Source organism: Streptomyces sp. 5-10, assembly GCF_014712245.1.
Classification (GTDB): Bacteria; Actinomycetota; Actinomycetes; order Streptomycetales; family Streptomycetaceae; genus Streptomyces; species Streptomyces violaceusniger.
The window spans coordinates 1-20,853 of the sequence record NZ_JACVYG010000091.1; the positions used below are offsets into that span (position 1 = coordinate 1).

17 protein-coding genes are annotated in these 20,853 nt (G+C 71.2%); 9 read left to right on the plus strand and 8 right to left on the minus strand.

The window, feature by feature from the left end:
• Positions 1-276 precede the first annotated feature (276 nt).
• Positions 277-1,059 (minus strand): SDR family NAD(P)-dependent oxidoreductase, encoded by a 783-nt coding sequence (locus tag IEJ02_RS45960; protein ID WP_191070229.1) that lies wholly within the window; start codon positions 1,057-1,059, stop codon positions 277-279.
• Positions 1,060-1,086: 27 nt separating this feature from the next.
• Positions 1,087-2,052 (minus strand): LLM class F420-dependent oxidoreductase, encoded by a 966-nt coding sequence (locus IEJ02_RS45965; RefSeq protein ID WP_191070230.1) that lies wholly within the window; start codon positions 2,050-2,052, stop codon positions 1,087-1,089.
• A gap of 304 nt (positions 2,053-2,356) precedes the next feature.
• On the opposite strand from IEJ02_RS45965, the gene IEJ02_RS45970 reads away from it, so the two are divergent.
• A complete protein-coding gene (locus tag IEJ02_RS45970; RefSeq protein ID WP_191070231.1) occupies positions 2,357-3,400 on the plus strand; it encodes a helix-turn-helix domain-containing protein in 1,044 nt (347 codons plus the stop codon).
• Positions 3,401-3,643: 243 nt separating this feature from the next.
• Here the strand turns inward: IEJ02_RS45970 and IEJ02_RS45975 are convergent, their stop codons facing one another.
• A complete protein-coding gene (locus IEJ02_RS45975) occupies positions 3,644-4,864 on the minus strand; it encodes an amidohydrolase family protein (protein ID WP_191070232.1) in 1,221 nt (406 codons plus the stop codon).
• A gap of 178 nt (positions 4,865-5,042) precedes the next feature.
• On the opposite strand from IEJ02_RS45975, the gene IEJ02_RS45980 reads away from it, so the two are divergent.
• The 4 genes from IEJ02_RS45980 (at position 5,043) to IEJ02_RS45995 (ending at position 11,548) form a co-directional block, all read left to right on the plus strand.
• Positions 5,043-7,409, plus strand: a complete 2,367-nt coding sequence (locus IEJ02_RS45980) for a tetratricopeptide repeat protein (RefSeq protein WP_191070233.1) — start codon at positions 5,043-5,045, stop codon at positions 7,407-7,409.
• 150 nt (positions 7,410-7,559) lie between these two features.
• On the plus strand, positions 7,560-10,493 hold the full coding sequence (gene afsR / locus IEJ02_RS45985; RefSeq protein ID WP_191070234.1) for an SARP-family global regulator AfsR: 2,934 nt from the start codon (positions 7,560-7,562) through the stop codon (positions 10,491-10,493).
• A gap of 329 nt (positions 10,494-10,822) precedes the next feature.
• Positions 10,823-11,131 carry a hypothetical protein gene (locus tag IEJ02_RS45990; RefSeq protein WP_223865530.1) on the plus strand — a complete coding sequence of 103 codons (309 nt, stop codon included), beginning with the start codon at positions 10,823-10,825 and terminating at the stop codon, positions 11,129-11,131.
• A gap of 237 nt (positions 11,132-11,368) precedes the next feature.
• On the plus strand, positions 11,369-11,548 hold the full coding sequence (locus IEJ02_RS45995; protein WP_191070236.1) for a hypothetical protein: 180 nt from the start codon (positions 11,369-11,371) through the stop codon (positions 11,546-11,548).
• A 112-nt stretch (positions 11,549-11,660) separates the two neighbouring features.
• Here IEJ02_RS45995 and IEJ02_RS46000 read toward each other — a convergent pair whose 3' ends face one another.
• Positions 11,661-12,047 carry a hypothetical protein gene (locus IEJ02_RS46000; protein WP_191070237.1) on the minus strand — a complete coding sequence of 129 codons (387 nt, stop codon included), beginning with the start codon at positions 12,045-12,047 and terminating at the stop codon, positions 11,661-11,663.
• Positions 12,048-12,261: 214 nt separating this feature from the next.
• On the opposite strand from IEJ02_RS46000, the gene IEJ02_RS46005 reads away from it, so the two are divergent.
• The gene (locus IEJ02_RS46005) at positions 12,262-14,898 is read left to right on the plus strand and encodes a DUF6185 family protein (RefSeq protein ID WP_191070238.1); all 2,637 of its coding nucleotides are present in this window, start codon (positions 12,262-12,264) and stop codon (positions 14,896-14,898) included.
• Here the strand turns inward: IEJ02_RS46005 and IEJ02_RS46010 are convergent.
• On the minus strand, positions 14,885-16,492 hold the full coding sequence (locus tag IEJ02_RS46010; RefSeq protein ID WP_370467249.1) for a FadD3 family acyl-CoA ligase: 1,608 nt from the start codon (positions 16,490-16,492) through the stop codon (positions 14,885-14,887). The two genes, IEJ02_RS46005 and IEJ02_RS46010, sit on opposite strands and share 14 nt — an antisense overlap.
• A 126-nt stretch (positions 16,493-16,618) precedes the next feature.
• On the opposite strand from IEJ02_RS46010, the gene IEJ02_RS46015 reads away from it, so the two are divergent.
• From IEJ02_RS46015 to IEJ02_RS46025, 3 genes are read left to right on the plus strand one after another with little or no spacing between them, the layout of a single operon-like run.
• Positions 16,619-17,785 (plus strand): lipid-transfer protein, encoded by a 1,167-nt coding sequence (locus IEJ02_RS46015; protein ID WP_191070240.1) that lies wholly within the window; start codon positions 16,619-16,621, stop codon positions 17,783-17,785.
• An 8-nt stretch (positions 17,786-17,793) separates the two neighbouring features.
• On the plus strand, positions 17,794-18,279 hold the full coding sequence (locus IEJ02_RS46020) for a Zn-ribbon domain-containing OB-fold protein (RefSeq protein ID WP_191070241.1): 486 nt from the start codon (positions 17,794-17,796) through the stop codon (positions 18,277-18,279).
• Positions 18,276-19,043, plus strand: coding sequence for an enoyl-CoA hydratase/isomerase family protein (locus IEJ02_RS46025; protein WP_191070242.1), 768 nt, complete (start codon positions 18,276-18,278; stop codon positions 19,041-19,043). Before IEJ02_RS46020 ends, IEJ02_RS46025 begins: the two co-directional genes overlap by 4 nt.
• A gap of 68 nt (positions 19,044-19,111) precedes the next feature.
• Here the strand turns inward: IEJ02_RS46025 and IEJ02_RS46030 are convergent, their stop codons facing one another.
• The 3 genes from IEJ02_RS46030 to IEJ02_RS46040 all read right to left on the minus strand — a co-directional run.
• Positions 19,112-19,660 (minus strand): hypothetical protein, encoded by a 549-nt coding sequence (locus tag IEJ02_RS46030; RefSeq protein ID WP_223865531.1) that lies wholly within the window; start codon positions 19,658-19,660, stop codon positions 19,112-19,114.
• 134 nt (positions 19,661-19,794) lie between these two features.
• Positions 19,795-20,382 (minus strand): hypothetical protein, encoded by a 588-nt coding sequence (locus tag IEJ02_RS46035; RefSeq protein ID WP_191070243.1) that lies wholly within the window; start codon positions 20,380-20,382, stop codon positions 19,795-19,797.
• 215 nt (positions 20,383-20,597) lie between these two features.
• On the minus strand, positions 20,598-20,853 hold a 256-nt coding region (locus IEJ02_RS46040; RefSeq protein ID WP_191070244.1), incomplete at its 5' end, for an outer membrane protein assembly factor BamB family protein.

Genomic DNA, 20,853 nt, shown 5'->3' on the forward strand with positions numbered 1-20,853 from the left:
GCCTTGACGGAAGACATAGAGGCACCCCCCCCCGGGGGGCGGGGGCCGACTGTCGGCCGCGATCAGCCCACCGGCCAGGGCGCCGGGGTCCGGGGTTCGCCCCGGACCCGAACTCCTGGGGCGACGAGCCGACCCTCGGCCGCAGCCAGCCCACCAGCCAAGACGCCGGGATCTGGGCGGAGTCCCGGTTGAGGGAAGGGGCGGGGAGGGGAAAGCCTCGATATGTGGCTCCGCCGCGTGGCTCGCCGCAGGCGTCACGGTCCGCCGGGCAACCCCCTAGAAGACCGAGACGCCCGTCAGCCAGCCGCCGTCGACGACGATTGGCTGGCCGGTGACGTACGAGGAGTCCTCCGAGGACAGGAAGAGGGCCAGCCGCGCCACCTCCTCCGGGCGGCCGATCCGGCCCAGCGGGACCAGCTTGCGGTAGAGCTCGTCGACCGCCGCCGTCGCCTCCGTGGTGTCGGCGTCCGGGTCGAGCTGAGCCGGGTTGGTCATCGGGGTGTCGACCGCGCCCGGGCACATCGCGTTGACCCGGATGCCCTTGTCCGCGAGCTCCATCGCGGCCACCCGCGTCATCCCCACCACCGCCGCCTTCGTCGCGGCGTACGCGGTGAGCAGCGGCATACCGGACAGGGCGACGTACGAGGCGGTGTTCACGATCGTCCCGCCGCCCGCCGCCGCCAGCTCCGGCGCCACCGTCCGCATCCCCAGGAACGTGCCGACCTGGTTGACCTGGACCACCTCCAGGTACTCCGCCAGCGGGGTGCCCACCAGCTCGTTGAAGCGGAGGATCCCGGCGTTGTTGACCAGGCCGTCCACCGCGCCGAAGGCGTCCTTGGCGGCCGCGACGGCGGCGGTCCAGTCGTCCTCGCGGCCCACGTCCAGATGGACGAAGCGGGCACCCTCCCCCAGCTCCTTGGCCAGCGCCTCGCCCGGCTCGTCCAGTACGTCGCCGAGGACCACGCGCGCGCCCTCGGCCGCGAACAGCCGCGCCTCCTGCTCGCCCTGTCCGCGCGCCGCCCCGGTGATGATGACGACCCGCCCGTCCAGCTTGCCCATTCCGTTCTCCCTAGTCATCGCCAGTCATCACTGGTCATCGAGGTGCGGAGCGACATCGGCGGCGAAGGCCGCCATCTGGTCGGTCAGTTCGGTGTGGTCCCGGCAGCGGAACCGCACCTGGATCTGGTCCACCCCCATCGCGGCGTACGCGCGCAGGCTCTCGGCCAGCCGTTCCGGCGCGCCGGTCAGGGTCCGGCGCCCCACGTCCCAGCCGGGCTCGCCCACGTACAGTGGCTCGGTGATCGCACCGATCTCGGCGGGCTCGTCACAGCCGCGATCGTGTCGAGCCGCTTCCTTCCGCAACTCGCGCAGCCGGGCGATCTGGCCGGGCAGCCGGTCCCGTGGATCGCCCTGCGGCAGCCAGCCGTCGCCCCGGACCGCCGCCCGGCGCACCGCCGCGGGCGAGGAGCCGCCGATCCACAGCGGGGGCCGCGGCGTCTGGACGGGGCGCGGGGCCTGCCCGAGGCCGCCGAACGCGAACCGCTCGCCTCGGAAGTCGGGGAACTCCTCCGGCCCCAGCGCCGCCTTCAGCGCGTCGACCGTCTCGTCCAGCAGCGCCCCGCGCCGGGCGAAGTCCACCCCCAGCGCCTCGAACTCCTCCCGCACGTGCCCGGCCCCGACCCCGAGGATCAGCCGGCCGCCGGAGAGGTGGTCGAGCGTGGCGTACTGCTTGGCGGTCAGCAGCGGATGGCGCAGCGCCGCGACCGCCACATGGCTGAGCAGCCGCACCCGCTCGGTGGCCGCGGCGAGCCAGCCCAGGGTGGCCACCGGGTCGTACCAGACGGTGCCCATGGCCGCGGCCAGCCGCCGCGGGATCGCGACGTGGTCGCAGACGGCGAGGTACGCGAAGCCGAGCCGGTCGGCGGCGCGGGCGACCTCGAGCAGCTCGGCCGGGCCGGCCCCGGCTTCCCACGGCTCGGCGTAGAGGGTGGACTGCGACTGGATCGGCAGCTGCATGCCGTAGCTCAACCGGCCCCGGGGCAGGACGCGCATGCCGGGCCTCCTTGTCGGTGGACCGTCATCGTCGTGGCTGACGTCGGACATGGTCGTATCCGACGTCGGACGCGGTCGTGGCTGACGTCGGACGTGGTCGTATCCGACGTCGGACATCGTCGTATCTGACGGCCCATCAGACAAGGGTTATAGCAGCCTCGTTCCGCCGCGCAACGCTTTGCTAGCGTACGAACGTTCGGACCTCGGGGCCCACGCCCGCCTCCCCGCCCAGGGGCATCACGGGGCACCGGCAAGGGGGCGCACAGCAAGGGGGCACGGCAAGGGGCACACAGAGGGGCACGAGATGATCGAGACGGTCTTCCGCTGCGAGGATCTGCCCAGAGCGGATCGGTTCGACTTCTGGCGCGAGCAGATGGCACAGCTCATGGCGCCGATGGAGATGACCAGCGACCACACCCGGGACTTCCGGGGCGAGGTGCGCATCCTCCAGTTCGGCGCCGCCTCCGTATGGCCCACGAAGTTCCGCGAGATGAACTTCCGGCGGACGCCCAAGCTCATCCGGCAGTCCGACCCCGAGCTGTACCACTTCTCGTTCATCCAGGAGGGGAACCTCCAGGTCTCCCAGTCCCGCCAGGAGGCCGCGCACAGCGCGGAGGGCCTCTACGTCGTCGACACCTCCCGGCCCTTCGACTGCCTGGCCTTCGGCGGACCTCCCGGAGGCGTGGGTCTGGAGATCCCCAAGGCCCTGATCCCGGTCCCCCACGACCGGATCGACCGGCTGCTCGCCCGGCCCATCCCGGCGCGCGAAGGGGTGGGCGCCCTGCTCACGGGGTTCCTCACCCGGCTCGCGGCGGACCGCTCCTTACGCCCCTCCGACGGGCCGCGCCTGGGGACCGTGCTGATCGACCTGGCGGCGGCACTGCTGGCCCAGGCGGTCGAGGCCGACGACGCGCTGCCACCCGAGACCCACCGGCACACCCTGGCCCTGCGGGTGCAGAGCTTCATCCTGCGGAACCTGTCCGACCCGGAGCTGTCACCGGCCACCATCGCCGCCGCGCACCACATCTCCGTCGGCTATCTGCACCGCCTCTTCCGGGCCCGCGACACCACGGTCTCCGCGTGGATCCGGCAACAACGGCTGAACCGCGTCCGGCGCGACCTGACCGACCCCGGCCTGCTCACGGTCCGCATCCACGAACTCGCCGCCCGCTGGGGCTTCGCCCACCCCGCCGTCTTCAGCCGCGCCTTCCGCGCCGCGTACGGCATGCCGCCCAGCGACTACCGCCATCTGGCGCTCGTGTCCCGCGCGCCGGGCGCTACCCCGCGACGCCCGGTGCGCACGGACACCCGGCCCTCCGCGCCGCCCACGGCCCCTGTCACGTCATAGGGGTGGGTGACGGCGTGGGGAGGCGGGGAGGGCCGATCCGCCCCACAGCCTGCCGGAGGGTCCATTGGTTGTCATTGACCGGCAGTGACCGCTTTCTTGCTCCTCCGTGACCACGCGGCCCGACGCAACCGCCACAGCGACGCAACCGCCACAACGGCGTGGCCACAGACCGCCACAACGTTGTGGCCGCTTACCGCCAAACGGCGTGGCCACCGACCGCCACAACGGCGTGGCCGCAGACCGCTACGCCCCCGCCCACAGCCCGTCCGCCGTGAGCCCCAGCAGCTCGATCGCGTTGCCGCGCACGATCCGCTCCACCACGTCCGGCGCCAGATGCCCCATCTGCGCCTCGCCGACCTCCTTCGACTTGGGCCAGGTGGAGTCCGAGTGCGGATAGTCCGTCTCGTACAGCACGTTGCCGACCCCGATGGCGTCGAGGTTGCGCAGCCCGAAAGCGTCGTCGAAGAAGCAGCCGTAGACGTGCTCGGCGAACAGCTCGGACGGCGGGCGCAGCACCTTGTCCGCCACTCCGCCCCAGCCCCGGTTCTCCTCCCACACCACATCGGCGCGCTCGAGGATGTAGGGGATCCAGCCGATCTGGCCCTCCGCGTACATCACCTTGAGGTTCGGGAAGCGCTCGAACTTCCCGCTCATCAGCCAGTCCACCATCGAGAAGCAGCAGTTGGCGAAGGTGATCGTGGAGCCGACCGCGGGGGGCGCGTCCGCGGAGGTCGAGGGCATCCTCGAGGAGGAGCCGATGTGCATCGCGATGACCGTGCCGGTCTCGTCGCACGCCGCGAGCAAGGGGTCCCAGTCGTCGGTGTGGATCGAGGGCAGCCCCAGGTTCGGCGGGATCTCCGAGAAGCAGACGGCCCGCACCCCGCGCGCCGCGTTCCGCCGCACCTCGGCGGCGGCCAGCTCGGCGTCCCACAGCGGGATGATGATCAGCGGGATCAGCCTGCCCCGGGCCTCGGGGCCGCACCACTCCTCCACCATCCAGTCGTTGTAGGCCCGGACCCCGAGCAGCCCCAGCTCGCGGTCGGCGGCCTCGGTGAAGGTCTGCCCGCAGAAGCGGGGGAAGGTCGGGAAGCAGAGCGCGGACTGGACGTGGTTGACGTCCATGTCCGCGAGCCGGTCCGGCACCGAGAAGGAGCCGGGCCGCATCTGCTCGTAGGTGATGGCCTCCAGCTTGACCTCGTCCCGGGCGTAGCCGACGGCGGTGTCCAGCCGGGTCAGCGGCCGGTGCAGCTCCTCGTACACCCACCAGTCCGCGAGCGGCCCGTCGCCCCCGGGCGCGCCCATCTTCGGGGCGAACTTGCCACCGACGAAGGTCATCTCCTTCAGCGGCGCCCGGACGATGCGCGGCCCGCTGTCGCGGTACTTCGACGGGAGCCGGTCCCGCCAGACGTGAGGGGGCTCAACCGTGTGGTCGTCCACCGAGATTATCTTCGGGAAGCTCTCCATGACTGCACGGTAGCGCCGATCTGACGGATCGTCAGCTATCGCGGCAAGCGATCGTCGGTCGCCCGGCGCAGGCCGCGGGTCACCCGGCGCGCGGCCTGGCAGACGCGCTCTTTACTGACGAATAACCGGTCGACCGGGCAGACTGGCCGTGCAGGGAAACGTAAGTGCGGGGGGCACCATGGTCGGCGACAAGCGGCTTGGGGAACGGGAATGGCTCATCGCGGCAGAGTGCGCCGAGCCCACGGCACTGCACGGGCCCACGGCGCCCCATGACCCCACGGCACTCCGCGACCCCACAGCACTCCGCGAACCCCCGGCGGTGGACGCCCCCCTCGTGCGCCCCGCCCAACTGCCCGCCGCTGCCCCCGACTTCACCGGCCGCGCCGACGCCGTACGGGAGCTGAGCGGCCTGCTGGCCGCCCGGGGCGGCGCTCCCCCCGTCCTCGCCGTCTCCGGCATCGGGGGCATCGGCAAGACCGCCCTGGCCGTCCATGTGGCCCACGCGGCCCGCCGCCACTTCCCCGACGGGCAGCTCTACGTGGACCTCCGGGGCGCTGGCCCCTCCCCCGCCGAGCCCGACGCCGTACTGGCCGCCTTCCTGCGCTCCCTCGGCATCCCGGACGCCGCCATCCCGGACGGCACCGAGGAACGCACCGCCCTCTACCGCTCGGCGCTCGCGGGCCGCCGGGTCCTCGTCCTGCTGGACAACGCCCGGGACACCGACCAGATTCGGCCGCTCCTGCCCGGCGACGGCCCGCACGGCAGCGCGACCCCGCACGGCAGCGCGACCCAGCACGGCAGCGCGACCCTGATCACCGGCCGGGCCACCATGGCCGGTCTGGACGGCGCCCATCTGGTCGATCTGGACGTGATGAGCCCGGAGGAGGCGTTCTCCCTCTTCGCGCTCATCGTGGGCGAGGAGCGGGCGGCCGTCGAGCGCGAGGAGGTGATGGACGTGCTGGCGTCCTGCGGCTTCCTGCCGCTCGCGATCCGCATCGCCGCCTCCCGGCTCGCCTCCCGGCGCACCTGGACGGTGTCCGTGCTGGCCCGCAAGCTGGCCGACGAGCGGCGCAGGCTGGACGAGCTGCGGGCCGGCGACCTGGCGGTCAAGGCCAGCTTCGAGCTCGGCTACGGCCAGCTGGAGCCGGAGCAGGCGCGGGCGTTCCGGCTGCTCGGGCTGGCGGGCGGGCCGGACATCTCGCTGCCCGCCGCGGCGGCCGTGCTCGGCCTGGACGACACCGCCTCCCGGACGCTCATGGAATCGCTGGTCGGCACCTCGCTCCTGGAGCCCACCGTGCCGGGGCGCTATCGCCTCCACGACCTGCTGCGGCTGTACGCGCGGGCGTGCGCGGAGCGGGACGACCTCCCCGAGGCGGAGCGGGAGGCCGCGCTCTCCCGTCTGCTGGACTTCTATCTGGCCACCGCGGCACGGGTCTACGCCGCCGAGCGGCCGGGCGACCGCACCGTCGAGCACCTCGCGCCCACGACCCGTCCGGGCCTCACCTTCGAGTCGTCCGGGGCCGCGCTGGACTGGCTGTTCACCGAGGCGGACTGTCTGATCGCCTGCGCCCGGCAGTGCGTCGCCGACGGCCGCCGCCGCGTGGCCGACCTGCTGACCGCCGCCCTGGACCTCGCCGAGTCGGGGGCCAGGTCCTACCAGTACGAGGGGGTGGCCGAGGCGATCATTGAATCGGCTCAGTCGGCGGGGGACGTGCGCACCGAGGCCCGGGCACGGGCCACCCTCGGGAATCTGTACTACTTCACCGGCCGGTTCGAGCACGCCGAGCGGGAGCTGGAGCGGGCGCTGGACCTGGAGCTGACCGCCAGGGATCCGATGCTCGCCAGCCGCGTTCCCAACCGGCTCGGCAGCATCGTCCTGGACCAGGGCCGCAGAGAGGAGGCCGAGGCGTACTTCAACCGGGCGCTCGAGGCCTTCCGCGCCGACGCCAACGAGGCCGGTGAGGCCAGCGCCCTGTCCAACCTGGCCCGCGTCCACATCGACAAGGGCCGCGCCCAGGCCGGGGTGGAGCTGGCCGAGCAGGCGCTCGCGATCTACCAGCGGCTGGGCGCCTCGCTGCGCCTGGCCAACGGGCGGTACACGCTCGGGATAGCGCTGACCCGTACGGGCCGGCTGGACGAGGCCCTGGCCCATCTGACCCAGGCCCTGGACATATTCCGGGACACCCGCCAGCAGCTGTGGGAGGGAATGGCCCATTTCCGGCTTGCCGAAACCCATCTGGCCGCAGGCCGTGCGGCCCGGGCCGCATGGCACGCCGAGAGGTCGCTGACCATGCAGGGCCTGTGCGGCGAATGGCGTCGCGGGTCGCTGCTGACGGTCCTGGGCAAGGCGCTGTCCGCGGTCGGCCAGACCGATCGGGCCAGGGAGTACTGGCAGGAAGCGCTGGCCATCTACCAGCGCCTGGGGTCGCCGGAGCGCGAGGAGGTGAGCGCGCTGATGGGGGTCTCGTCGATCTCGTCGGGCGCGCCGCCCCACGGCGCCGCCCGCCTCCACCCGGACGCTTCCGGGGGCATGACGACCCGTTGACCGCCGTCCGTTCCGATCTGACGAGGTGCCAGCCGTATGAAGTCGGACAACTCTGGTGGGCCTTGTGGAGACCGCTGACCCCTACTGACGTAACCGCCGCCGACAAGGCAAACTGACCCGTGCGACTGGGAAGCACAGGCAGGGGGAGACATGGCCCGCGACAAGGAGCAGGCGCAGCGGCAGCACATGCGCTTCACCGTGCTCGGACCGGTCCGGGCGTGGCGGAGCGAACAGCAGCTCAGCACCGGCTCACCGCAACAACGAGCGCTGCTGGCCGCGCTGTTGCTGCGGGGCGGCAGAACCGCGACGGCCCCGGAGCTGATCGACGCCCTCTGGGGAGACGACCCCCCGGACGCGGCGATCGCCGCGCTGCGCACATACGCCTCCCGGCTGCGCAAGGCGTTTGGGCCCGACTCCGAGGTGCTGGCCAGCGAGTCGGGCGGGTACGCGATCCGCGTCGGTCTCGGCGCCCTGGACATCGACGTGGTCGAGCAGTTGGCCGCCGAGGCGGAGAAGGCCCAGCACTCGGGGGACCGGCTACGGGCGCGCGAGCTGTTCGGCCAGGCGCTGGACCTGTGGGACGGCGAGCCGCTGGCCCAGGTGCCGGGGCCCTACGCGGAGACCCAGCGGGTGCGGCTCACCGAGCGGCATCTGTCCCTGGTCGAGGCGCGCCTGGACCTCGACCTGGAGCTCGGCCACCACGCGGAGGCCGTCTCCGAGCTGACCGCCCTGACCGCCGCCCATCCGCTGCGGGAGCGGCTGCGCGAACTGCTGATGCTGGCCCTCTACCGCAGCGGACGGCAGGCCGAGGCGCTCGCCGTCTACACCGACACCCGCCGGCTGCTCGCCGAGGAGCTGGGCGTGGACCCCTGCGCGGAGCTCTCCGAGCTCCAGCAGCGCATCCTCCAGGCCGATGCCGAGCTCGCCGCGCCGAGCGCGGCCGCGGAGCAGGCCCCGGCCGGTCCGGTCTTCGTACGGCCCGCGCAACTCCCGGCGTCGGTCTCGGACTTCACGGGCCGAGTGGCCTTCGTGAAGGAACTGGGTGACCACCTGGCCACCGCCGAAGGGCATGTCATGGCCGTGTCAGCGGTCGCGGGGATCGGCGGAGTCGGCAAGACGACCCTCGCCGTCCACGTCGCGCACACCGCCCGCCACCACTTCCCGGACGGCCAGCTCTACGTGGACCTCCAGGGCGCGGGCCCGGCCCCCGCCGAACCGGAGGCGGTCCTCGGATCCTTCCTGCGGGCCCTGGGCACACCGGACTCCAGCATCCCCGACGGCGTCGAGGAGCGCGCCGCCCTCTACCGCTCCACGCTGGACGGCCGCCGCGTGCTGACGCTGCTGGACAACGCCCGGGACGCGGCCCAGGTGCGGCCGCTGCTGCCCGGTACGGAGGGCTGCGCCGCCCTCGTCACCAGCCGGATCCGAATGGTCGACCTGGAGAGCGCCCACCTGGTCGACCTGGACGTGATGAGCCCGGAGGAGGCCCTCGCCCTCTTCACCCGGATAGTGGGCGAGGAGCGCGTCGTCAGCGAGCGCGACGCGGCCATGGACGTCGTCGCCGCGTGCGGCTTCCTGCCGCTCGCGATCCGCATCGCCGCCTCCCGCCTCGCCGCCCGCCGCACCTGGACCGTGTCCGTCCTCGCCCGCAAGCTCGCCGACGAGCGGCGGCGCCTGGACGAGCTGCGGGTGGGCGATCTGGCGGTCAAGGCCACCTTCGAGCTGGGGTACGGCCAGCTGGAGCCCCAGCAGGCACGGGCGTTCCGGCTGTTGGGCCTGGCCGAGGGGCCCGACATCTCGCTGGCGGCGGCCGCCGCCGTCCTCGACCTCGATACCGACCGCGCCGAGGACCTCCTGGAATCCCTGGTCGACACCAGCCTGCTGGAGTCCGCGGCGCCCGGCCGCTACCGCTTCCACGACCTCGTGCGCCTCTTCGCCCGCGCCTGCGCCGAGCGCGATGAGCAGCCGCCCTCCGAGCGGGACGCGGCGATGTCCCGCCTCCTGGACTTCTACCTGGCGACGGCGGCCGAGGTCTACGCGCTGGAACGGCCCGGCGACCGGCTGGTGGACCACCTGGAGACGACGCGCTACCCCGGTCTGGCCTTCCCGGACCGCGAGGCCGCGCTGGACTGGCTCTTCGCCGAGTCCGACCCGCTGCTCGCCTGCGCCCAGCAGTCGGCCGGACGCACAGACACGCTGCGCCGCGCCGCGGACCTCTTGATGGCGGCGGTCGACCTGGCCGAGTCCGGGGCCAATTCCCGCCAGTACGAGATCACCGCGGTCGCCATCAGCGACGCGGCGCAGGCGCAGGACGACGCCCATGCGGAGGGCCGCGCCCGCACCTTCCTCGCCCATGTCCGCAGCCTGGCGGGCCGTTACGACCAGGCCGACGACGAGGCCCGCCGGGCCGCGGCGCTGGGGCTGGCCGCCGACGACCCCGTCTCCGCCTGCCGCGCCCTGAACCAGCGCGGCATCATCGCGCTCGTCCAGCAGCGGCTCAACGAGGCGGAGACCCATCTCCTCCAGGCCATCACCGCCTTCCGCAAGGACCGGAACGCGCCGGGCGAGGCCAGCGCGCTGTGCAATCTGTCGCGCGTCCACCTGGAGCTGGCCCGGGTGGCTAGCGCCGTCGAACTGGCCCGGCAGGGCGTCAAGATCTACGAGGACCTGGGGCGCACCCTGCGCCTGGCCAACGGCAAGTACGCGCTCGGCCTGGTCCTGACCCGGGCGGGCCGCCCGGACGAGGCGCTCGCGCACCTGACGGACGCGCTGTCCCTGTTCCACGAGAGCCGTCAGCCCCTGTGGGAGGGGATGACCCACCAGCGCATCGCGGAGGCCCACCTCACGGTGGACCGGCCGGCGCAGGCCGCCTCGCACGCCGAACAGGCCCTCGCGCTGCGGGGTATCGGGGGCGAATGGCGGCGGGCGATCGTACTGACCGTGCTGGGCAAGGCGCTCATCGCGATCGGCCAGACCGGCCGCGCCGAAGCCTGCTGGCGCGAGGCGCTGTCCATCCACGAGCAGTTGGGTGCCGCCGAGGCGGACGAGGTGCGCGGGCTCCTGGAGCCCGCGGCGGCCGCGTGACGGGCGGCGCGGGGGCGTGACGGGCGGCGCGGCGGCCATGCTCCCGGGCGGCGAGTCGGCCATGCTGCCGGGCGGCGAGTCGGCCGTGTCAGGCGGCGCGGAGGCGGTCGCACAACGGGGGGCGCGGCTCCGTAGCGCCCTACGACACCGCGTTCATCAATCGTTTATCGCCGACGGTCACTCTTGAAGCAGTCGATCCGTCCCCGCGGGGGGCAGACGGGTCGGTTGTCGGGACTCACCACCAGCGTGAGCAGCCCTGAGATGCCCGTCCGGCGATCCACGGGGGAGTCGCCGGGCGGGCGTCGCCACACAACCTGCCGCCCTATCCCATGGAGCTGATCCTCATGACCCAGGACAAGAAGCCCGAGTCCGACGCCTACCGGCCACTCGACGAGCACGCGCCCGCTCCGCCACAGCTCACCACCCAGGACGAGCACGCGCCCGCCCCGAGGCCGCTGGCCACCAAGGATGAGCACGCACCCGTGCCGCCGCAGCTCTCCACCCAGGACGAGCACGCGCCGGCGCCCAAGCCCCTGGTCGCCAAGGACGAGCACGCGCCCGTTCCGCCGCAGCTCTCCACGCAGGACGAGCACGCGCCCGCCCCCAGCCCCCTGACCGCCGAGAACAAGACGGCGTAAGGGGTAGGCAACACGCAGGCAGGACCAACACACAGGGCCCCACGGGGCACTTCGCAGGGATCGGTCCGTCGATGGCACGGAGGGGGAGCCATCGACGCCGATCCCTGCTGTCGCGTGGATCGCATGACGAGGTATTTCCTCAACTCGAACCCATTTTCGGTGAGAATGGCTTACAAACGGGCACTTCATCATTAGATTTCTTTTTGGATAGCAATCTTGCTTCTCATGGAGAGTCATATGACCAGAGCAAAGAAGATCCTCGTCGCGTTCGCCATCGCAACAGCCGCCGCCCTCAGCGCCTCAGCCCCGGCCGTCGCCGACGAGCACATGCCGACGACGCCCGGCCAGTCCGTAACGGCGGAGCAGGGGGGTCTGTTCAGCGTGCAGGACGAGCACATGCCCGTCGCCCCCCGGTGAGCGGTGAGGGGCCGCGCCGGAGGCTCGGCCCCTCGTGAGGCCCGTCGCCATCAGGCGGCGGGCCTCAATGGTCCGAAGCGACCGCGACCGCGCCCCTCAGTGACCGCGTTCCTCAGCGATCGCGCCCCGGGCACAGGCTGACCACATCGCACTGCAGGATCACCTGGTACGGGCCGCCCGCGAACTCCGCGCCCTTCGCGTGCGGGACGTTCGGCAGGAATCGCCACTGCGAGGGCTTGGCATGCCGGGTCCCGCTCGCCTTCTCGACGCGGATGTTCAGCGTGCGGGTCTCGGGATCGTTCGTCTCGACCAGAACCTCGTCCGCGTCGAGCGGGAAGTGATCGTGCAGCAGGCACAGGCCGAAACGGTCGAGGTTGCCGTGTTTCTCCAGCACCGCGATGAGGTCTCGGACGAACTCCGCGTCATGCGGGCCCAGGCCTTCGGCTTCCTCGAACGTGGGAAGTGCGGGCCGTTGCTGGGTTGCGTTTTTGCCGGTCATAAGCCCTCTCCCATGATCAATGGATTAGCTTATGCACTCTTAAAAGATCGTAAGCCGCCCTGTGGGGTGCCGCAAACCCAGAGCTTTCCGCTCACCATGCGGCCAACTGATGGGACCTTCGCCTCTCCTTGCGCGTCTGCACCGGTCCTGTGGCTTCCGGATGAGTAGGTATACGCACTGTAGGTCAATCATGCGTGGGTAGCGGAGCGAACGTATGGCGGCAAACCGGTGGCAGCGCTGGCTCGGGCTGTTGGTCATGGCGGTGGGGTGGTGGGGGGTGTGCGCGGCGGAGGCGGGCGCGACCGCCCCGGACGTCTGCGACGTGGCGAAAGCCAAAAAACCGGAGGTCAAGTCTGCGATCCGGTTCTTCCATCACGGTCAGACATTCGTCCAAGCGCAGTCGAGTACCACCATCACCGTGCGGAATTCATGGCCGCTGGCCACTGAGGGCCTGACGCTCGGCGAGAAATCCCACCTGTATCGCCGAGCGATGCGCTGCCTGCTGCGCGGGGACAAGACTTCAAGGCCCAAGATGAAGCCCTTCTGGAAGGACGAGTGGCGCCTCCGCAGTCCGGAGGTGACGACCGCGGGGAAGCGCGGGGTTACGGTCCACTACAAGGCATTCGCCTTGATCACTCATATCGGAAAGACTCAGCTCGGGCCGTGGCAGATCAACGCACGCAAGCCACATAACCAATGGAAGGTCACTTTTCACCAGCACATGCTGGGCAAGGCGCTGAAGCACGCCCGCTGGAAGCAGGTGAAGGTTCGGCTTGACGGGCTCGAGGCAAGCGACGTGGGTCCCGAAGCCGCGTACATGGGAAAGGACACGTGGGTGTGGGACGAGCCGTCCAGCGTACGGGTCGACATGTTCCCACCCTGGCACGCCGCCTTCGCGTTGGAGAATCGCGGAGGGTCCACCCTCAGCACACTGGGCATCGTCTTGTGGTGGGTCTGCGGCTCGGCGGCATTGGCGCTCGCGGTGCTCCGCGCCGCTCCGCGCTCACCTTCTCCGCCGGGGCCGCCGGGGCGGTTTCGGCTGTGGTCACCATGGCGGGCCCCTGACGTCAGCGAGGGCTCCAAAGGCGGCCTCACCAGGACAGCGTTGTGGTGGGCCGGGCTCAGCGCGGCTCTGGGCCTGGCTCTTGCCCTGCTGATCCCAGGGGCGAGGAGGTTCAGTCTTTGGCCAACCCTCGTCGGCATTGCCGCGGGATCGATACTCATCCTCGCGGCGCGCCCCTGGCACCCCGGCCGCTCAGCGGATCAGCCGAAGTCTCCTGTCGGCGAGCTGAGCCGTCGGGGCCGGGTATTGACCCGCAACGTGTTGGTGATTTCCCTCGGTCTGACGGTCCTCGGCCTGACGGCCGTTATGACCCCTGGCACCATGGGCCTGTCGGAAGAACTGGCTCCACCCGGTCCGTACATTGCCACGCTGATGCTGCTGCAGCTGGTGATGGTGTGGCTGTGGCTGATCGCGATGGCGGCATGGGCGTGGCGCTTCGCGAGGGACGGAGGGCTGTTCCGCACATCCTGGACAGCGGCATGGGACAAAGCCACCACCCGATTCGTGGCAGCCGCCGTGGCCGCATTGGCCGTGGTCGCCGTGGTGATGTTGTGTGCGTACAGGTGGTCCATCGACCTGAATTGGCGACGTACCAACTGGCTCATGGAACATGACGGCAGTAACCGAGCGCACGACCAGAATCTGCATTACAATCTGGCCGGCTTCGGACCGAGTGAGCTTTTCTGGGCCTACACCCAGACATGGGTTCTGACGGGCATCGCGCTGGTTGCCCTGCTGAACAGTCGCGCCAATACCGTTCAGTCCGAGCAGAATACCGAGCAGGTCTCGCTCGGCCCCTCGCGCAACGATATGCGGTTGACCGCCGTTGTCTTCGCCCTTGTCGTGGCGACGCGGGCCTATCTCTTCGCGGGCTCTTCCTTTCTGCTGGCCGTCTGGCTTCTGCTGAATATCGCGGCCCTCTACACCGTGCGGGCGGTAGGCCGACGATGGTCGGTGCTCTGCCAGGCGGGCGGAGACTTTCTCACCGAGGAGTTGGGCACCGCGCAAGGTCGGCGAGACATGCTGGAGAAGGCGCATCAGTACCGTAACGTCCACCAACGGCTGCGCTTCGTGGATCAGGGCCACACGGAACAGGACACTACCCGAGAGGCACTTGAGGACAAAATTCGACGCCTGCGGTATTGGCGCCCTCCTGGATATGAGCGCGACTTTCTCCCCGATCAGGTCTCGGTCGTCGATGTGGCCCTGAGCTGGGGACCGCACGACAAATGGTGGGACAACGCCTTGCACAGCGCACGCATCGCATTCCTCTTCGGAATTCCCTGCAGCGCCACCATTGTCTGGGCGAACTACTTCAAAGAGCCCAAGCAGCTCATGCTCACGAGCGCGAACCCCACAGGGTTGTTGAGTATCGCCACGTGGTTCCTCACCTGGCAGATCACATGGGCCGGGGTCGGCCTGGTCTTGGGAGCGCTGTGGCGCGTGCTGCCCGGCCACCGTGGGCCCATGCGCGCGCTGACCCTGACCATCGCCTATGCCATCCCCATCGGCGTCGGCGCCTTGGTCAACCGCATCACCGATACGGAGCTCGGCAACGCCGTCCTCGGCATCTCGCTCATGCTGACCGTTCTCACCCTGACCAGCCTCTGGATGGACATGGCGACGTTCAGCGGAGAGAAACAACTGTGGCCGACGCGCCTGAGCCTCCTGCTGTCGATCTACCAGGTGCGCACCCTTTCCGTGCAGGGCGCCTTCCTCATCGCCCAACTCGCGGCGGCGGCAGCCATCTGGAACAACCTCGCGGGCCCACCGCTCAAGCCCCTGTGACCCCGTTCCCCGCCCGCAGCTTCCCCTTGAGGACCTTCCCGCTCGCATTGCGCGGAAGCTCGGTCAGGAACTCCACCTGCCGCGGCACCTTGTAGTTGGCCATCTCCCGCCGCGACCACGCGATGAGGTCGTCCGCCGTCAGGGTCGAGTCCGGGCGGCGGACCGCGTAGGCCTTGGCCACCTCGCCCAGGCGGGGGTCCGGGATGCCGACGACGGCGACGTCGGCCACATCGGGGTGGCGGGCGATGAGCTGCTCGATCTCGGCGGGGTAGGCGTTGAAGCCGCCGACGATGAACATGTCCTTGATGCGGTCGGTGATGCGCAGATTGCCCCGCTCGTCCATCACCCCGACATCGCCCGTCCGCAGCCAGCCGTCGGGGGTGATGGTGCGGGACGTGGCGATCGGATCCTCGAAGTAGCCGGGCGTGACGTGGTAGCCGCGGACCCAGACCTCGCCCGGCCGGCCCGGGGGGAGTTCGCGACCGGTGGCCATGGCGATCTTGACTTCGGTGTCCGGGATCGCGCGGCCCGCCGTGCCCGCGATGACCTCGGGCGGGTCGCCGCGGCGGCACATCGTGACGGTGCCGGACGCCTCCGTCAGCCCGTACGCCGTCAGCACGGTGGCGACCCCGAGCTCCGAGCGCAGGCGCTCCACCAGCTCCAGCGGGACCACGGCGGCGCCGGTGACGACCAGGCGCAGGGTGGACAGGTCGTGGGCGGCGCGGGCGGGGTGGTCGAGCAGGGACTGGTGGAGGGTGGGCGGGCCGGGGAGGACGGTGATGCGCTCGGCGGCGATGTTGGCCAGGGCGGTCTCCACGCTGAAGACCGGCTGCGGCACCATCGTCGCGCCGCGGCTCAGACAGGCGATGATGCCCGCCTTGTAGCCGAAGGTGTGGAAGAACGGGTTCACGATGAGATAGCGGTCGCCCGCCGTCAGCCCCGTGATCTCGCTCCAGGTGTCGAAGACCCGCACGGTCTGGGAGTGCGTGGTCACCACGCCCTTGGGGTGGCCGGTGGTGCCGGAGGTGAAGGTGATGTCGGAGGGGTCCGCGGGGCGCACCCCCTCCGCCCGTGACCGGACCTCCTCCGGCGGTACGGCGTCGCCCAGCGCCAGGAACTCCTTCCAGGTGCGGAAGTCCTCCGGGCCGTTGTCGGCGAGGACGACCACCTCCCGCAGATAGGGCAGGCCCGGCAGGGGGCCGTGGCCCGGCCCCTCCCCCGCCGCCCGGCGCAGCGACGCCACGTACGAGGTGCCCAGGAAGGTGCCGGTGATGAACAGATGCGTGGCCCGGGTGCGGCGCAGCACATACGCCGCCTCGCCACCCTTGAAGCGGGTGTTGACCGGGACCAGCACCCCGCCCGCGGTGACCGCGCCGAGCGCCGCCACGATCCAGTCGGTGGTGTTGGGCGCCCAGATCGCGGCGCGGTCGCCCGGTTCGAGGCCCGAGGCGACGCACGCGGCCGCCGCGCGCTCGATCCGGGCGCCGAGCTCCGCGTAGGAGATCCGGGCGCGGCCCTCGACGACGGCCTCGTCCGGGCCGTACCGCGCGACCGCCGCCCGGATCAGGGCCGGGATGGTGTGCCGCTGCTCCATCTGTTCCATCGGACCGCTCCCCTCCCCGGAACCCGGGACGGACGACCCCAGTAGCTGACTACCCGTCAGATTAGCGGTAGCCTTCCCCGCTGTCAGCACCGGTGAACGCGACCCAAGGAGGCGGCCATGGGGGCGGCAAGGGCGACGGCGACCTTGAAGGACGCGACGGCGATAGCCGGTATCGGGCAGACTCCCTTCGCCAAACGCCTCCCCGAGTCCGAGAAGACCCTGGCCTGCCGGGCGATCCTGGCCGCGCTCGACGACGCGGGCATCGCCCCGTCCGAGGTGGACGCCTTCGCCTCGTACACCATGGAGGAGACCGACGAGGTCGAGGTCGCCAAGGCCATCGGCGCCGGGGACGTGACCTTCTTCGGCAAGGTCGGCTACGGGGGCGGCGGTTCGTGTGCGACCGTCGCGCATCTGGCCGCCGCGATCGCCACCGGACAGGCGAGCGTCGGGGTGGCCTGGCGGTCGCGCAAACGCGGCAGCGGGCCGCGCCCGTGGACCAACACCCAGGTGCAGCTGCCCACTCCGGCCCAGTGGACCCGGCCGTACGGGCTGCTGCGCCCGGCCGATGAGATCGGGCTGCTGGCCCGGCGCTATATGCACGAGTACGGCGCGACCCGCGATCACTTCTTCAATGTGGCGCTGGCCTGCCGCAACCGGGCCAATCAGAACCCCGCCGCGATGATGTACGACCGCCCGCTGACCCGCGAGATGTATATGACCGCGCGCTGGATCAGCGAACCGCTCTGCCTCTTCGACAACTGCCTGGAGACCGATGGCGCGCTGGCCTGTGTGGTGGTGTCGGCCGAGCGGGCGCGCGACTGCCGGCACCGGCCCGTTTACGTCCACTCCGCCGCCCAGGGGCTGCCCGCGCAAGCCCACGGGATGGTCAACTACTGGAACGACGACCCGCTCACCGGCCCCTCCTGGACCGCCGCCCGCCGCCTGTGGAAAACCGCCGACTTCGGGCCGCAGGACGTGGATGTCGCGCAGATCTACGACGCCTTCACCCCGCTGATCCCGCTCTCCCTGGAGGGCTACGGCTTCTGCGCCCGCGGCGAGGGCGCCGCCTTCACCGAGGGCGGCGCGCTGGAGATCGGCGGACGGCTGCCGCTCAACACCGGCGGGGGCGGCCTCAGCGAGGCGTACGTCCATGGCTTCAACCTCATCACCGAGGGGGTCAGACAGCTGCGCGGCACCGGCACCGCCCAGGTACCCGGCGCCACGACCTGCCTGGTCACGGCGGGTGAGGGGGTTCCCACATCGGCCCTGCTGCTGAGGAGTTGACCGACGGCATGACACAAACCGAGACGACTGCGGCCGCCAGTGGCGAAGGCGACCGGACCGACGGGCTGCTGGCGCCCGTGCCCGACGACGACGGGGCGCCCTTCTTCGCCTACGCGGCGCGCGGCGAACTGCGCGTCCAGTGCTGCGCGGGCTGCGGCGAACCGCGCTTCCCACCCCGGCCCTGCTGCCCGCACTGCCAGTCCTTCGAGAGCCTGTGGAAAAAGATGAGCGGCCGTGGCCGGATCTGGTCGTATGTGCTGCCCCATCCCCCGCTGTTGCCCGCCTACGCGGCACAGGCGCCGTACAACGTCGTCCTCGTGGAGCTCGCGGACGCCCCGCGCATCCGGCTGGTGGGCAATCTGGTCGCCTCCGCCGACGCCGCGCTGAACTCGGTCCCGCCGGAGCGGATCCGCATCGGCGCGCCCGTGAAGGCCGCCTTCCACGGGACGGACGACGGGCTCACGGTGGTGCGCTGGCTGCTGGAGCGGCCATGACGGTGCGCACACGGGTGGCGGAGGACGGCGTCGCGGTCGTCACCCTCGACCGGCCCGAGCGGCACAACGCCATCGACCTGGAGACGGCCTCGGAACTGACCGCCGTATGGCGGCGCTTCCGCCGGAACGACGCGGTCCGGGCCGTGGTCCTCACCGGCGCGGGCGGCCGGGCCTTCAGCACCGGCATCGACCGCTCGGTGGAGGTCGCGCAGCCGTCGTCGCCCTACGCCATGGACGATCCGCTGCGCACCGTCGGGCCCAAGGCGAACGACCTGTGGAAGCCGGTGGTCGCGGCGGTGGCCGGGATGGCCTGCGGCGGGGCGTTCTATCTGCTGGGCGAGGCCGAGTTCATCGTCGCCGACGAGACGGCGACCTTCTTCGATCCGCACACCAGCTATGGGATGGTCAGCGCCTATGAGGCCGTCTATATGGCGCAGCGGATGCCCATGGGCGAGGTCGCGCGGATGGCGCTGATGGGGACGGCGGAACGGCTCTCGGCCCGAAGGGCGTATGAGACGGGGCTGGTCAGCGAGGTGGCCCCGGCCGGTGAGGCCCTTACGGCGGCCATGCGCGCCGCGTCGGTCATCGCGTCGTACCCGACGGAGGCGGTGCAGGGGACCGTAAGGGCGCTATGGGCGGCGAAGGAGGCGGCGCTGGCCCAGGCGCTCGCGCGGGCCCCGCAGCTGATCGCGCTGGGCAATCTGCCGCCGGGGCGCCAGGCCGCGCTCTTCGCGGCCCGTACGCCCGGCTTCCGTACCCGGTGAGGCCCGGTGAGGCCCGGTGAGGCCGTCCGCCTCGGATCGGCCGGCTCGGGCCTCAGGTGGCTCGGGCCTCAGGTGGAGCTCGGGTACTTGAGCGCCGAGGTGACCTTGCAGGTGAAGGACGTCTGCTCGGTGAGGGTGCGGTAGGAGGTGGCGCTGAGGGTCTGGCTGCCGCCGGACGCCACGGTGACGGACTTGTAGTCCGAGCCCAGCAGGCTGCCGCCGTTCTGGTCCTCCCACTCGATGGTGATCGAGTAGTGCATGGACTGCGTCTCGGGGTTCCTGAGGTTGAGGGTGTACTGGAATGAACGGGTCGACTCGTCGTAGTCGCAGCCGGTGGCGGTGATGTCGTTCGTGCCGTCCGAGTTGTAGGTGGGCGGCGCTGAGTAGGTGTAGGAGGGCGTCGGGGCGTCGTAGGACGGCAGGTCGGAGGGCGCGCCGCTGGGCAGATCGGTGGGCAGCCCGCTGGGGAGGTCGGTGGGGCCGGACGCCGGGTTGTCGTTGCCCCCGCTCCCGCCCGAGACGAAGCCTCCGAGGCCGCCGTCGTGGCTTCCGCCCTTCTTCTTTCCGCAGCCGGTCAGCGCGATGAGTCCGACCAGGGCGACGGCGCATATGCGCATGGAGCGGCGTTGCATGGTATTACCCCCGTTGAAAGGCTCATTCAAGCCAAATGCAGCCTGTTGACAAGTGCACGCCACCCTAGCAACGGGTTTTGCTACCCCAAAGTCACCTGCGGGCGCGCCTGTCCCGGCTCTCAGAGGACGGAGACGACCTCACACCGCACCACGGTTCCCGCGACCGAGGGATCGTCGAGCGGCACCCTTACGGTCCTCGACTTCCCCGCGGGGACCCGCACATCGGCGCGGCCGGAGGTGAGGGTCATACCGTCCCGGTCCTGGAAGTTCATGTCCACGAGGTAGGTCTCGGCCGTGCCCGAGCGGTTGCGCACCTTCACGGTCGCCGCCGGACGGCCGCTCGCGTCCTTGCCCTTGACCCCGCTCTTGCCCTTCTCGGCGCAGGTGACGACGGTCGCCCGGGGCTCGTACGACGACGCCGTGCCGCCCGAGGAGCCGCTGGAGGCGCTGTCGCCGTAGTCGTCATCGTCGTCGTCGCGGTAGCGCGAGCCGCCGGAGCCCGAACCGGTGGTGGAGCTCTCGTCGTCGGAGTCCGAGTAACCACCCGAGCCGGAACCGGAATCGGAGCCCGACCCCGACGAGTGGTGCGAGGACGAGTTGGAGCAGCCGCCTCCGCCACCCCCGTGGCCATGGCCCCGCCCCTTGAACCCGGTCAGCGCCACCAGCACCACGGTGAGCAGGGCCGCCAGCCGTAGACCACGCCGCATCACAGACCCCGTTCCCCCGAAGACCGCAGAGTTACCCATCGACCTCCCGGCTCCCAGGAGGTCGATGAACGCCCGCAACCGTAGCAGTAATTGTCAGGGACACGGCCTGCGACCTGCCGCTTCCGGTACGTCGCCGCGCGGCCGCGTCACCGCCCTTGCCGCGCCGCCACCTCGCCTCGTCGCGTCACCGCACCGCCGCGCCGCCCCGGGATCGGTCAGGCGCGGCCGCCCGACGGGCGGGACTGGCCCGTGCCCTTGACCGCGTCCAGCGCGTAGACGCAGCGGTCCTTGCTGCACGCGTACACCACACCCCCGACGGCCACCGGGGACCCGGTGATCTCGCCGCCCGTGGCCAGCTTCCAGCGCAGCTGGCCACCCGCCGCGTCCACCGTATAGAGGCAGTGGTCGGCCGAGCCGAAGTGGACCCGGCCGTCGGCGACCACCGGCGAGCCGATGACCTCGCCGCCCGCC